The 14895-nt window shown below is 33.8% G+C and carries 14 protein-coding genes; 12 read left to right on the top strand and 2 right to left on the bottom strand.

Annotated features, from left to right (window positions below; genetic code table 11):
• Positions 1-218 precede the first annotated feature (218 nt).
• From pncB to mdtH, 6 genes are all read left to right on the top strand, one after another.
• Positions 219-1412, top strand: a complete 1194-nt coding sequence (pncB, locus tag RAM17_RS04105) for a nicotinate phosphoribosyltransferase (RefSeq protein ID WP_110448416.1) — start codon at positions 219-221, stop codon at positions 1410-1412.
• 167 nt (positions 1413-1579) lie between these two features.
• A complete protein-coding gene (gene asnS, locus RAM17_RS04110; RefSeq protein WP_110448415.1) occupies positions 1580-2983 on the top strand; it encodes an asparagine--tRNA ligase in 1404 nt (467 codons plus the stop codon).
• A 303-nt stretch (positions 2984-3286) separates the two neighbouring features.
• A complete protein-coding gene (locus RAM17_RS04115; RefSeq protein ID WP_110448414.1) occupies positions 3287-4450 on the top strand; it encodes a porin in 1164 nt (387 codons plus the stop codon).
• 310 nt (positions 4451-4760) lie between these two features.
• The gene (locus tag RAM17_RS04120; protein WP_110448413.1) at positions 4761-5906 is read left to right on the top strand and encodes a porin; all 1146 of its coding nucleotides are present in this window, start codon (positions 4761-4763) and stop codon (positions 5904-5906) included.
• Positions 5907-6046: 140 nt separating this feature from the next.
• Positions 6047-6505, top strand: a complete 459-nt coding sequence (locus RAM17_RS04125; protein WP_110448412.1) for a methylglyoxal synthase — start codon at positions 6047-6049, stop codon at positions 6503-6505.
• Positions 6506-7717: a multidrug efflux MFS transporter MdtH gene (gene mdtH, locus RAM17_RS04130; protein ID WP_110448411.1), complete on the top strand. Its 1212-nt coding sequence runs from the start codon at positions 6506-6508 to the stop codon at positions 7715-7717.
• On the opposite strand, the gene RAM17_RS04135 is transcribed toward mdtH, so the two are convergent.
• Together RAM17_RS04135 and lpcA are read right to left on the bottom strand one after the other, a co-directional pair.
• Entirely contained in the window at positions 7695-8474 is a 780-nt protein-coding gene (locus RAM17_RS04135; protein WP_086358665.1) for a class II glutamine amidotransferase, read from the bottom strand. The genes mdtH and RAM17_RS04135 overlap by 23 nt on opposite strands.
• A 1-nt stretch (position 8475) precedes the next feature.
• Positions 8476-9051, bottom strand: coding sequence for a D-sedoheptulose 7-phosphate isomerase (gene lpcA / locus RAM17_RS04140; protein ID WP_110448410.1), 576 nt, complete (start codon positions 9049-9051; stop codon positions 8476-8478).
• Between the two features lie 358 nt (positions 9052-9409).
• Here lpcA and ribH point away from each other — a divergent pair, with 358 nt between their 5' ends.
• The 6 genes from ribH (at position 9410) to ubiB (ending at position 14845) form a co-directional block, all read left to right on the top strand.
• Entirely contained in the window at positions 9410-9880 is a 471-nt protein-coding gene (ribH, locus tag RAM17_RS04145) for a 6,7-dimethyl-8-ribityllumazine synthase (protein ID WP_065613982.1), read from the top strand.
• 4 nt (positions 9881-9884) lie between these two features.
• On the top strand, positions 9885-10304 hold the full coding sequence (gene nusB, locus RAM17_RS04150) for a transcription antitermination factor NusB (RefSeq protein WP_110448409.1): 420 nt from the start codon (positions 9885-9887) through the stop codon (positions 10302-10304).
• A gap of 21 nt (positions 10305-10325) precedes the next feature.
• Positions 10326-11369 carry a TrmH family RNA methyltransferase gene (locus tag RAM17_RS04155; protein WP_110448408.1) on the top strand — a complete coding sequence of 348 codons (1044 nt, stop codon included), beginning with the start codon at positions 10326-10328 and terminating at the stop codon, positions 11367-11369.
• 145 nt (positions 11370-11514) lie between these two features.
• A complete protein-coding gene (gene nadR / locus RAM17_RS04160; protein ID WP_181414694.1) occupies positions 11515-12450 on the top strand; it encodes a multifunctional transcriptional regulator/nicotinamide-nucleotide adenylyltransferase/ribosylnicotinamide kinase NadR in 936 nt (311 codons plus the stop codon).
• A 62-nt stretch (positions 12451-12512) separates the two neighbouring features.
• Entirely contained in the window at positions 12513-13289 is a 777-nt protein-coding gene (gene ubiE / locus RAM17_RS04165) for a bifunctional demethylmenaquinone methyltransferase/2-methoxy-6-polyprenyl-1,4-benzoquinol methylase UbiE (RefSeq protein WP_034901293.1), read from the top strand.
• Positions 13290-13303: 14 nt separating this feature from the next.
• Positions 13304-14845: a ubiquinone biosynthesis regulatory protein kinase UbiB gene (ubiB, locus tag RAM17_RS04170; RefSeq protein ID WP_110448406.1), complete on the top strand. Its 1542-nt coding sequence runs from the start codon at positions 13304-13306 to the stop codon at positions 14843-14845.
• The last annotated feature ends 50 nt before the right edge of the window (positions 14846-14895 follow it).

Genomic DNA, 14895 nt, shown 5'->3' on the forward strand with positions numbered 1-14895 from the left:
GGGTTAATACCCATCAGTATCTATGATTATTCTTCTAAAATAGAATGAATTATATTTATTTATCATTTTGGAATGAATTTCGATTAATTTTACCAAAATGTCTATATGAACTATTATAGCCTATTAAAAATAATCTTATTAGATAATTAATTTATATCTTAATTATTATTCTGCTATAATCATCAGAATTTTCTTTAAAGAACTGATAATAGATAGACATGTTACCCGCAATAATTACATCAATATTAGATACTGATGCTTATAAGTTGCATATGCAGCAGGCCGTTTTTCATCATTATCCTGACGCGACTGTCGTTGCTCAGTTTCGCTGTCGTAGTGATGATCTACTTGGTCAATATGCCGATCAAATTGCTCATCAAGTTAAATTAATGGAGTCTTTAACACTTACCGATGATGAGTTCGCCTATTTATCTGGTATTACCTTTTTTAAATCTGATTATTTAAACTGGTTAAAAAACTGGCGTTTTAATAGTCAGTTGTTAACCATTAAAAACGAAGATGGTTTGCTGGTGATTCAAATTGAAGGCAAATGGGTTGATGTTATTTTGTGGGAAGTGCCATTGCTGGCGGTTATTAGCGAAATAGTTCATAAAGATCGTTCGCCAAATATTGGTGTTGAACAAGCATTAGCAAGACTTAAAGATAAATTAGCCAGATTTGATGAGCAAACTAATGATCTTGATATGTCTGGTTTTAATTTGCTAGATTTTGGTACACGAAGACGTTACTCTTTTGCTGTCCAAGAGGCTGTTGTAAGTTATTTGCAAAACCATTTCCGCAATTTTCATAGTACTAGTAATTATTTATTGGCATATCGTCTAGGGTTAACTCCAGTTGGCACTCAAGCCCATGAATGGTTCCAAGCCCATCAGCGTTTAAGCCCTAACTTGCATGATTGCCAAAAAACGGCCTTGCAAGTTTGGTTAGACGAATACCCTGATGATCTGGGCGTTGCGTTGACAGATTGTATTACTATGGATGCTTTTTTACGTGATTTTGACTACTATTTTGCATCTCATTATCAAGGACTACGCCATGATTCGGGCGATCCGATTGAATGGGGTGAAAAAGCGATTAGCCATTATCAGCAATTAGGAATTGATCCTAAAACAAAATTACTGGTGTTCTCTGATAGTCTAAACTTTGATAAAGCGCTGAAAATTTATCGACACTTTAATCATCGAGTGAAATTATCCTTTGGTATCGGTGGTTTTCTTGCTTGTGATATTCCGTCTACAGAAGTAAATACCAAATCGTTAAACATTGTATTAAAACTAACGGAATGTAATAATCAAGCTGTAGCTAAATTATCTGATAGTCCTGGTAAAACAATTTCACAAGATTTGGCTTTTATTGATGAATTAAAAAGAACGTTTAAAGTCAATCATTAATAGTCATATTGATGATTAATATTAATAATTAAACAAAGTGATATAGTCTTATAAATAATCTGTATTATCAATTTTTGATAATACTTTAATGAGTATTAAAATTCAGCTTATATATTACTTTTAATATTACTTACTATATAAATAATAAATAGAGATGGATAATTAAAATGAATTCTGTTGCTCCTATTGTTGACGTGCTACAAGGTAAAATTGCTGTTGGTAGCACCATTTCAGTTCAAGGTTGGGTAAGAACTCGCCGTGATTCTAAGGCCGGTATCTCTTTTTTGGCTGTGTATGATGGTTCTTGTTTTGATCCAATTCAAGCGGTAATTGAAAAAGAGTTACCAAATTATGATCAAGATATTTTGCGTTTAACTGCTGGTTGTTCAGTAAAAGTGACGGGTAAAGTTGTTGAATCTCCAGGTCAAGGACAAAAATATGAACTACAAGCAACGCAAGTCGAAGTTTATGGTTTTGTTGATGATCCTGAAACTTATCCAATGGCGGCTAAACGTCACTCAATAGAATATCTTCGTGAAGTTGCTCATTTACGCGCAAGAACTAATATTGTTGGTGCGATTACTCGTGTACGACACACCTTAGCGCAAGCTATTCACCAGTTTTTTGATGAACGAGGTTTTTTCTGGCTTTCAACACCAATTATTACTGCCTCTGATACAGAAGGTGCCGGTGAAATGTTCCGAGTTTCAACACTGGATATGTTAAATCTACCTAAAACAGATAATGGTAAGGTTGATTTTGATAAAGACTTTTTTGGTAAAGAAGCTTTTTTAACTGTTTCTGGGCAACTTAATGCAGAAACTTATGCATGTGCACTTTCAAAAGTCTATACCTTTGGTCCTACTTTTAGAGCTGAAAACTCAAATACTACACGCCATTTAGCTGAATTTTGGATGATGGAGCCAGAAGTGGCGTTTGCTGATCTTAACGATAATGCCAAACTTGCTGAAGATATGTTGAAGTATGTCTTTAAAACAGTACTTGAAAAACGAGCTGATGATATGCAGTTTTTCGCACAGCATATTGATAAAGATGCTATTAATCGTCTTGAAAGCTTTATTAATGCTGATTTTGCCCAATTGGACTACACTGATGCTATTACTATCTTACAAAACTGTGATGCTAAATTTGAAAATCCAGTAAGTTGGGGTATTGATTTGGCATCTGAACATGAACGTTATTTAGCTGAACAATATTTTAAAGCGCCAGTTGTTGTTAAAAATTATCCTAAAGATATTAAAGCGTTTTATATGCGTATGAATGATGATGGTAAAACTGTTGCGGCAATGGATGTATTAGCCCCAGGGATTGGTGAAATCATAGGTGGTTCACAACGTGAAGAACGTTTGGATATGTTAGATAAACGTATGGATGAATTAGGCCTTAAAAAAGAGGATTATTGGTGGTACCGTGATTTACGTCGTTATGGTACTGTACCTCACTCAGGTTTTGGATTAGGTTTTGAACGTCTAATTGTTTACGTTACTGGTGTTCAGAATGTTCGTGATGTTATTCCTTTCCCTAGAACTCCACGTAACGCAAATTTCTAAAATTTGAGCATATTATCAACTGACTTTTAGTCAGTTGATAGCAAATCTAATATTAACAAAACTTTACAAACGATTAAAAAATAATCAAACAGACGTTATTTTAAGCTTAGACATCACGTTTAACGAAAAGTTCACTTGATTTTAATAAATTTTTATACATAATTTACAGTACTGTAAAAAGTAAGATGAAAATAATAGTTAAAAACGTTAGTTATAAACATTATTTTTGGATGAATAATCATTGTAAAAATTGACACAACCAAAAGGCGTGTCTTTTTATAGAAATAACCATGAGGGTAAGAAATGAAACGTAATCTATTAGCAATCGCTATCCCTGCTCTTTTAGTAGCAGCTGGTGCAAATGCTTCTATCGAAGTATGGAACAAAGACGGTAATAAAGTTGATTTTAACGGTCGAGTTAAAGCAGCTAACAATATTACTAATCGTGGAAATACTGAAGAAGGTGATGATACATCAGCTCGTTTTGGTATGTCTGGTCAAACTCAAATCACTGACAGCATTACTGGTTATGGCCGTTGGGAATATGAAGCAAAAGCAGGTAAAGACTCTAAAAATGAAGTTCGTTATGCATTTGCAGGTTTAAACTTTGGTGATTTAGGTTCATTTGATTATGGTCGTAATGATGGTGTATTAAAAACAATCACTGCTTATACAGACGTTTTACCACAATTTGGTGGTGATGCTGGAAATAATGCTTGGAACGTGTTAACTGAACGTACTAAAGCTGTTGCAACTTATCGTAACAACAACTTCTTTGGTTTAAGTGATGATTTAAGCTTTGCTATCCAATATGCTGACAACGGTGATAATTCAGCAACTAAAGATCGTGTTAAAGAATCTAAAACAAAAGAAGCCTATGGTGCAGTTGCTCAATGGAAAATCTTTGATACAGGCTTAACTGTTGGTGGTGGTTATGCACAAACTGCAGGTTCAAATTCTAGATCAGACTCTAATGATTATGATAGTTGGGCGTTTGAGGCTCCAGGCAAAACTAAAACTTGGGCTACTGGTATCAAATATGATAACTATAACCTTTATTTAGCTGCTAGCTACTTCCAATCTAAACATAAAAGTCAATTTAAAGATGTTTATGATGACAAAACCAAAGGTTTTGAGTTAGTTGCTCAGTATGGTTTTGATTTAGAAGTTGGTCGTTTAACTCCATCTTTAGCATATGTTCAACATAAAGTAAGTGGTAGAAACTTCCACCATAATGATGACGATTTTGGTAGAAATTTAGTTAAATATGTATCTTTAGGTGCTGAGTATGCTGTAAATAAAAACTTTAGTGCTATTGTAGAATATAAATTCAATCTTCTTAAGAAGAAAGATATCGGTGCTGAAAACTTTACTACAGATAGCTACTACGATAAACATGAAGATCATAACGCATCTAAACCAGGTACTAAAGATGTGTTAGGTGTTGGTTTAATTTACCAATTCTAATCTCTTTATATCTTAAATATCGATAAAAGGCACTTAGGTGCCTTTTTTTTCATCTCTTGAACCTCATGTTATCTAAAAAAACATTTTATGCTTAAAAAAATATTATTTTAAGTCATAGAATAGACTCAATTCGCAGAATAATATCTTACAAACGTTATTAATCCATAATTTTTGCAAAAAAATCTAGTATTTAACAATAATAATAGATATCCCAGTAATAACTTAGTTGCTAATTAACAGCAGCTATTTATTAAATCAAGAACAAAATATTTTGTATCTTTAATAATAAAATACCTAAGAGGGTAACTAAATGAAACGTAATCTATTAGCAATCGCTATTCCTGCTCTATTAGTTGCAGGTACAGCAAGCGCTTCAATTGAAGTGTGGAACAAAGATGGTAATAAAGTTGACTTTTATGGTCGAGTTTATGCCTTGAACTATATTACTGATCGTGATAATCAAACTGGCGAAGGTGACAAAACCACTGCTCGTTTAGGGATGTCAGGACAAACACAAATCACTGATGGTTTGAGTGGTTATGGTCGTTGGGAATATGAAGCTAAAACTGGAGAAAAAGCTGATAACGAAACTCGTTATGCTTATGCAGGTCTGAATTTTGGAGATTTTGGTTCATTTGATTATGGCCGTAACGACGGTGTGTTAAAAACCTTAACTTCATATACTGATGTTCTACCTGAGTTTGGTGGCGATGCATCAAATAATGATATCTATGCATTAACAGCAAGAACCAAAGCAGTGGCTACTTATCGTAACTCAGATTTCTTTGGTTTAGTTAACGGTTTACGTTTTGCTGTGCAATATGCCGATAATGGTGATAATAGTTCAACTCAATATCTAAATAATCACGATCGTACTGGCCATGATAGTGCTGAAGCTTGGGGTTCAGTAATTGATTGGGACGTGCTTGATACAGGTTTATCAATTGGTGCCGGCTATGCACAAACAGGTGGTCATAAAGATGCTAAAGCATGGTCAGCTGGTGTTAAATATGATAATGATAATCTATATTTAGCTGCGCTTTATATTCAAGGTAAACAAAAATACGGTTGGGAAAAAGCATCAACTACAGATAATACCTCTGATTTGAAAACTAAAGGGTTTGAATTAGTTGCTCAATACGGTATTGACTTTGAAGTGGGTCGTTTAACTCCTTCTGTTGCTTATATTCAACATAAAGTACAAGATGCATCAAACTTCTCAAGAAGTGGTGATGCGGGTCTTAAAGGTAATGATTTAGCTAAATATGTCGATGTTGGTTTAACCTATGACTTTAATAAAAATTTATCAGCAATTGTTGATTATAAAATTAACTTGTTAGATAAAGATGATATTGGTGCACGTCGAGCTTTATACGAAGATGGTACATTCACTAAATCACAAATTAAAGCAACAGCTAAAGATACTGTAGCATTAGGATTAATTTATCAGTTCTAATTATCTTTATCTTTAGATTTAGATTAAATAAAAGGCACTTAGGTGCCTTTTTTGTTATCTATTTTTCAATAAATACCGCTTGCGCTTTAATAAATAGTCTGATAAAAATAATGAAATAATAATCAATTAGGACTATATTGATGCAGTACATTACTCGAAAATTACCTGCAAAAAAAAATATTGCTTTAGTGGCACATGATCACTTAAAAGAAGCATTATTAAATTGGTGCAAAAAAAATCGACAAGAACTTTCGCATCACAACCTGTGTGGTACAGGAACAACCGGAACATTAATTAAGAAAGAAACGGGATTAACTATAACGCCTATGCTCAGTGGTACAATGGGTGGGGATCAACAAATCGGAGCTTTAATTGCTGAAGGTAAAATTGATATTCTGATCTTTTTCTGGGATCCACTTAATGCTGTACCACATGATCCAGATGTAAAAGCTCTATTACGCTTATCAACAGTTTGGAATATTCCAGTAGCCACTAATCAAGCTACCGCTAACGCTTTAATACAATCCTCAATATTTACTCAAGAAGTGGAAATTGAAATTCCTGATTATCAAGGTTATTTAAACGAAAGAGTAAAATAGATGCCAATTCCTTCACAAGTTCGTAAAACAGGTCGATACATATTATTGTTAGATAATTTGTTTATTGTGTTGGGATTTTATGTAGTATTTCCATTGGTCTCTACTCACTTTGTTAGTCAAGTTGGGTGGAGTGCGTTATTTGTTGGTTTTGCTTTAGGTTTTCGTCAATTTGTTCAGCAAGGATTTGGTTTGATTGGTGGGGCAATCGCAGATCGCTTTGGTGCTAAACCAATGATAATAACTGGTATGTTTTTGCGATCAATTGGATTTATCTCAATGGCACTAGCAACAGAACATTGGTTATTATTAATATCTTGTTTACTTTCGGCATTGGGCGGTTTGCTATTTGATCCCCCTAGAATGGGATTAACTATCAAATTTACTCGTCCTCATGAACGAGGCAAGTTTATTTCTCTACTAATGATACAAGATAATGCAGGCGCAGTTATTGGCGCTCTTATCGGTGGCATTCTAATCGATTACGATTTTCAATTAGTGTGTTGGTGTGGTGCTTTTATCTTTTTTTTATGTGGTATTTTTAATCTGATGTACTTACCGGCCTATCATATCGCAATTGGTAAAGCTCCGATCATTAACGGCATGAAAATGGTTCTTAAAGATAGAAAATTTACTCATTATGTACTTACTTTAACTGGTTATTACGTGCTGTGGGTGCAAATCATGCTGATGTTACCTTTAACCATTACCAATGTGTCAGGAAGTCCTAGCTATGTAAAATGGATGTATGCTATCCAAGCAACAATATCACTATGTTTACTTTATCCTCTTGCTCGAATAAGTGAAAAATATTTTAGATTAGATCAACGCCTTAAATTTGGATTATTGTTGATGTCTTTTGCTTTTATTATTATTGGCTTTACATCACAATTATCGATTTTACTTTCTCTTATAGCGTTGTTTTATTTTGGGGCTATTATTGCTGAACCAGCTAGAGAAACATTAGCAACTGTTTTAACAAACCCTAAAGCTAAAGGTAGCTATATGGGGTTTAGTCGGTTGGGATTGGCATTAGGTGGTTTTATTGGTTATACCGGTGCTGGCTGGCTTTATGATGTGGCCATCCAAATCGGTTTAGCTCATTTACCATGGGTAATCTTAACTTTAGTCGGTCTATTAACTTTTGGATATTTAGAATATTTATTTAAAAACGAGCCACCTATGACTAAGGTCAAGATGAGAAAGATTGGCTAATTTCGCCATTTTTAAATAAAATTGCTTCACCACTAGCTAATTTAGTCCATATTTCGTTCGAAGTTAACGGCATGGTTGAAATTATTGTTACAACATCATTTGGTGTCGTATGTTTTTGAAAATCTATCTCAACATCTTCGTCAATTAACTTGGCCTTTCCAAATGGTGCTTTTCGGGTGATCCAGTGTAGATTGGTTGAACAGTAGGCAAACACATATTCACCATCTGACAGTAGCATATTAAAAATACCTAATTGGGTTAATTTAATCGCACACTCTCTAATATATTCAAAAAGTTCAATATTATTGGTTGGTTGCTGTGGGTATTTTTTATGTAATTCATTTATTAAATAGCAAAAAGCATATTCACTATCAGTTAATCCAACCGGTTGAAATATTCCTGTATCTAATTTTTCATAATCAGTTAATTGTCCATTGTGTGCAAAAGTCCAATTTTTACCCCATAGTTCTCGAGTAAAAGGATGAGTGTTTTCTAGTGCAACACCACCGCGATTAGCTTGGCGAATATGAGCAATAACAGCAGTTGATTTTATTGGGTATTGTTGAACCAATTTAGCAATGGGTGAAAAACTACATGGTTGCGGATCTTTAAACGTTCGACATCCTTTACCTTCATAGAAGGTTATGCCCCAGCCATCTTTATGAGGACCTTTATCACCACCACGTTTAATCAAACTGGTAAAACTAAAACAAATATCGGTCGGCACATTGGCACTCATACCCAATAATTCGCACATATTAAGCCATCTCTTTTTCAATAAGTAGAATCAAAATATGAATTACTTTGATATGGATTTCTTGAACACGATCTGCATAGCCAAAATGTGGTACTCGAATATCAACATCAGCTAATCCATTCATTTTCCCGCCATCTTTACCTGTCAGTGTGATAATTTTCATACCTTTTTGTTTAGCGGCTTCAATTGCTTTAAGTACATTAGCTGAATTCCCTGAAGTTGAAATGCCTAATAATACATCACCTTTTTGTCCAACGCCTTCAACGTAACGAGAAAATATGTAATCAAAACCATAATCATTGCCCACGCACGAGATGTGACTAACATCAGATATGGCAATTGCTGGATATGAAGGACGATTATCACGGAAACGTCCGGTTAATTCTTCAGCAAAATGCATCGCATCACAATGCGATCCACCATTACCGCATGAAAGTACTTTTCCACCTTGTTTAAATGAGTCTGCAATTAAAACGGCTGCTTGCTGGATTTTTTTTAAATTTTCATCGTTTGCAACGAAATTGGCCAATACGTCAATTGCCTGATTTAATTCATCACGAATGGTGTTAATGTACATTAATAATACCTCTTTAATAAAAAGCCTTTCCATAACCATTGTAATTCGTTAATAACAGCTTGCAAGCAATAACAATAAATTTTTTATAATATGTAAAATATTTCAATTTTCTACAAACAAATAATAGGATAGTTATCTAAAAAATAATTATGGATAAATGCAAAAATAACCTTTGATAAATTAACTATTTTCATACAATAAATAGTTAATAACTATTTTAATTAAAGCTATTATTAAAAAGATTAAATCCTCTTTTGCTAATAGGATAAGCCTTTAATTTGTGGTATAATTGCCTGATAATTTAATCTCTGAAAGAGATTATAAAATTGCATCTAGAATCAATCGGTAAGGAATGAATATGCAAACAATTAAAGGTAAAGTTGCTGCACCTGAAGCCAAAGTAGCGATTATCGTGGCGCGTTTTAACCAATTTATTAATGAAAGTTTAGTTAATGGTGCCGTAGATGCACTCACTCGTATCGGTGAAGTAGACGATAACAATATTACCGTTATTTGGGTACCGGGCGCTTATGAAATTCCTTTAGCAGCTAAAGTTGCTGCACAGTCAAAAAAATATGATGCAATTGTTGCATTGGGTACGGTTATCCGTGGTAGTACCGCTCATTTTGATTTTGTCGCTGGCGAATCAAGTTCAGGGCTATTAAATGCGAGTTTAGACTTTTCGATACCAGTTGGCTTTGGTATTTTAACAACTGAAAGTATCGAACAAGCCATTGAACGAGCAGGAACTAAAGCGGGCAATAAAGGTGCTGAAGCGGCACTAACCGCACTTGAAATGTTAAATGTGATTAAAACAATTAAGGAGTAATTTAGTGGCGTTAGTTAATCCTCGTCGTCGAGCAAGAGAGTGTGCAGTTCAAGCTATTTACTCTTGGCAAATTTCTAGAAATGATCTTGCTGATGTTGAGAGCAGCTTCATGGCTGAACAAGATATGAAAGGTGTCGACACCAAATATTTTAGAGAATTACTGCATGGTGTTGCCAAAAATACCGCAGAATTAGATGAGAAAATGACTCCTTATTTAACAGAAAGAACAGTTGATGAGCTCGGTCAAATTGAATTAGCCGTATTAAGAATTGCTCTATATGAATTAATGAAGCGACATGATGTCCCTTATAAAGTTGTTATCAATGAAGCTATCGATCTTACTAAAACCTTTGGCGCAGAAGATAGCCATAAATTTGTTAATGGTGTATTAGATAAAGTTGCACCAACCATTCGTACACGATAAGTGTCTTTAATTGGGAATAATATGAACGATACTAGTGAAAAAAGTAAGCCCACTATTTTTTATGCTAAAAATAGCGAAGCAAGAGTAAAAAACCGTTCAGCCAAAGAACGTGGTGGTGATTATAAAAATAAACGTAATAATGATGGTTTTCAGTCTAATTCGAAAGCAAAACATGACCGGATCGAAACCTTTAAACCAAAAAAATTTAATAAAACGGTAAAACCAGCTAAAGCACAGTTTGATTTAGCTGATGAGCATGATTCCCCATGGCAAAAAAAAGTTCGAGATAATGAACAAGTACCTACATTCGGTTATGATGGCTATCGTCAAAAAAAGGAAGAGACATTAGTTTACAGCGAAAACAGTTGTAAAGCGGTATTTAAGCATCGACGCTTGGCTATTGTTAAATTATTTATTACCCAAGAAATGACTTATCAATTTAAAGAATTAATTAATTGGTTAGTCAAACAACGTCTTGGTTATGATGTTGTCTCAACAGAACAAATTACTAAAATCACACAAACTCCCCATCATGGTGGTGTTTGTTTAATTGTTAAAAAACGTATTCCACTCACTTTGCTTGATTATTTAGATGAATATGATGATCAGGTTCAGGATTGCATTATAGCTGTTGATGATGTGAATAATCCGCATAACTTAGGTGGGTTAATGCGTAGTGCAGCTTTTTTTGGCGTTAATGGCGTAATTTTACGGCAAACAAACTTACTCGATAGTGGTGCCGCAATGCGTGTTGCTGAAGGTGGTATTGAAGCAATTGAATCTATTAAAAGTGATGATTTTATAGCATCTATTGATCTGTTAAAACAACATGGTTATCAAGTTATTGCGTTATTACCATGTCAATTAAAATCGATTTCATCAACAGAGTTATCAAAACTCAAATTTACCAAGAAAATTGCCTTAGTTATATTTCAACAAATTAATAACAAATTAATTAACTGTGCTGATAACATTGTCCATTTGCAAGGCAATGATAATATGTCGGCTTTAAATATTTCTGTAGCAACAGGGATTGTGTTATCAGCTATAAAATATCAATCTTAATTGGTATGAATCTAACAATTGATGAATTTAATTGATGAAGTTAACACTTTTGTAATTTTATTATATTAAATAGCATCAATTGGTTAGAAAATGGTTGTTTTTTCTGTACATTAGTATTCAGTTTTGAAATTGATTGGTAATGATTATGTCATCTAAACACCGAGTTGGTTTAATTTTTGGTAAGTTCTATCCGTTACATAGTGGTCATATTTATCTTATTGAAAAAGCATTGACCCAAGTTGATGAACTGCATGTCATGTTGGGTTGTGAGTCAATACGTGATAAACAACTGTTTGAAAAAAGTCGCCTGCCTAGACAGCCTCAAGTAAGTGATCGCTTCTCATGGTTAAAAGAAACCTTTAAAGATAGACATAATATTCACATTCATATCTCTGATGAAGCTGGTATTAACTATTATCCCAATGGTTGGCAAGATTGGAGTGATAGTATAAAACGTATTTTATTGGAACATAAAATCGAACCTACTGTGGTATTTACTAGCGAGTCACAAGATGTAAAACAGCATGAACGCTATTTTGGTTGCCCTGTGGTTATTGTTGATGCTGATCGTGATTTTGTTAATATAAGTGCGACACAAATTCGCGAAAAACCTTATCAAAATTGGTCTTATATTGCTAAGGCAGCGAAACCTTTTTTTGTAAAAAAAGTAGCGATTATAGGACATGATAAATTTAATGAATTGCCGGTACAATTAGCTAATATTTATAACACACAATATGTTTCAAATGGTTATATTAACTACATTAAACGAGAAATATCAACAACAGAAAATAAACGTTATTTAAGTGAAAATGATTATCTTAGGATAGCCATGTTGCAAGTAGAACGTATGTCCAAAGCTGTTGAAGATGCTAATAAATTAATCTTTACATCGATTGATTTTGATACATTGGCTAATTACTATAATCAAATTTTTACTAAATCTAATGAAGTATTAAATGGTTTAAAAAATAGTTATCAGTTTGATTTGGTCATTCACGAAAAAGACTTGCCAGCAAACTCCACACCATTACAACATTTCGAAATTGTTTCTCAAATGGTTGAATCGTTATTAATTTAGTCCATCACATTTAGGTTAGCTTATGCTAAAATAAGCTAACTATTTATGATAGGTAAATTTTTATGTCTCAATCATCTTCACAGCAAAATGATGAAAATCAAGATAAAATTGATTTTGGTTACACTCAAGTTTTAAAGCAAGATAAAGTAAAACGGGTAGCAGAAGTTTTTCATTCTGTTGCTGATAAATATGATGTTATGAATGACCTTATGTCATTTGGTATTCATCGTATCTGGAAAAAAATCACTATTGAGTATAGTAGTGTTCGTAAGGGTCAAAAAGTTTTGGATCTTGCCGGCGGTACTGGCGATTTGACGGCTAAATTCTCGCAAATTGTCGGTGATGATGGTTTAGTTGTATTAGCTGATATCAATGAATCTATGCTAAAAGTTGGTAGAGATAAGCTTCGAGACAAAGGTCTATTTAATAATATTGAATATGTACAAGCTAATGCAGAAGAACTGCCATTTGCTGATAACTATTTCGATTGTATTACTATCTCATTTGGTTTACGCAATGTCACTGATAAGCAAAAAGCATTGCAATCTATGTGGAGAGTGTTAAAACCTGGTGGTCGTTTATTAATACTTGAGTTTTCTAAACCGCAATACCAGATTTTAAATAAAGCTTATGACTTATACTCTTTTACTATGTTACCGTTGATGGGCAAAATTGTCGCTAATGATGCTGATAGTTACCGATATTTAGCTGAATCTATCAGAATGCATCCAGATCAAAAAACATTGAAAAAAATGATGGAGGATGCTGGATTTGTCGATGTGAAATATCACAATATGACAGGCGGCATTGTGGCTTTACATACTGGTTTTAAATTTTAATGTGATAAAAAAGAATGACATTTCTTCGAATTTATAAAATATTAACGGTATTTCGAGCTTATCGATTAGATGAACTATTACCAAAACATCGAACCTCAACATGGTTTAAATTGTTGTTGATTAGTCTATTTTGGGTTAGATCTAAAGCAAAACAACAAGATATTGGTGAAAGATTGCGTCTAGCCTTACAAGAATTAGGGCCAGTTTGGATAAAGTTTGGACAAATGGTTTCAACAAGGCGAGATGTATTACCGAAACATCTTGCTGATGCATTAGCCAAACTGCAAGATCAAGTAGCTTCTTTTGATGGACAAATTGCCAGACAAATTATTGAATCAGCTCTTGGTTGTTCTATAGATGATTATTTTACCGATTTTGAGGAAAAACCATTAGCTTCTGCTTCTATTGCTCAGGTGCATACTGCAACTTTAAAAAGCAGCCACGCCCAAGTTGTGATTAAAGTCTTACGCCCGAATATTTTACCTATAATTAAATCCGATATTCGCTTGATGTATTGGGCTGCTAATCAATTTACTAAACGGATTAAATTTGGTGAAAAGTTACGTGCGGTTGAAATTGTTAGTGATTATGAAAATACACTTTTGAAAGAGCTTGATCTACAAAAAGAAGCTTATAATACTGCTCGTTTACGGGATAATTTCATAAATAGTGAGATTTTGTATATTCCTTATGTTTATCAAGATCTTTGTCGAACAAATATTTTAGTAGAAGAACGAATTTATGGTACACCAATAGCTAATATTGATGAACTTAAACGAAATAGTGTCAATATGAAATTGCTCGCCGAACGTGGTGTTCAAGCTTTCTTTACACAGGTGTTTCGAGATAATTTTTTCCATGCTGATATGCATCCAGGTAATATCTTTGTTGATATTTCTGAACCACAAAATCCCCGTTATATTGGCATAGACTGTGCAATTGTTGGTGTACTAACTGAAGATGATCAGCGTTATTTAGCTGAAAATTTTCTCGCCTTTTTTAATCAAGATTATCGACGAATTGCACAAATTTATATTGCTTCTGGTTGGGTGCCAGAAACAACGGATGCAACGGCATTAGAAATGGCTATGCGTAGTGTGTGTGAACCTGCATTTGCCAAACCATTAGGTGAAATTTCATTTTCTCAAATTTTATTAGCTTTATTTCAAGTTGCTCGTCAATTTGAAATGGATATTCAGCCGCAATTAACATTACTTGAAAAAACCTTATTTTATATAGAAGGATTAGGACGTCAGCTATATCCAGAACTCGACTTATGGCAAACTGCTAAGCCATTTCTTGAAAAATGGTATGAAGATAAGTACAGCGCTAAAACGTTATTCCAGCAAGTATGGACCTCGTTACCGGAGTGGAAGAACATCCTAGTTGACCTGCCAGTAAGATTAGGTGATCAGGCTCGTATGACTAAACAGATGCGTAACCAATTAAAACAAATTAATCAAGAATTACAACGAAGCCAAAAACGCTATCGTTGGTCGTTGGCCATTCTTAGTCTAGTTTGTGTTTTATCTATTGTAACGCTGCTAGTACATTGAAATAGTTATTTTTGGGAATATCACCATTTAAGTGTATAATTTGACTACCT

Source organism: Gilliamella apis (genome assembly GCF_030758615.1).
GTDB classification, from domain to species: domain Bacteria; phylum Pseudomonadota; class Gammaproteobacteria; order Enterobacterales; family Orbaceae; genus Gilliamella; species Gilliamella apis_A.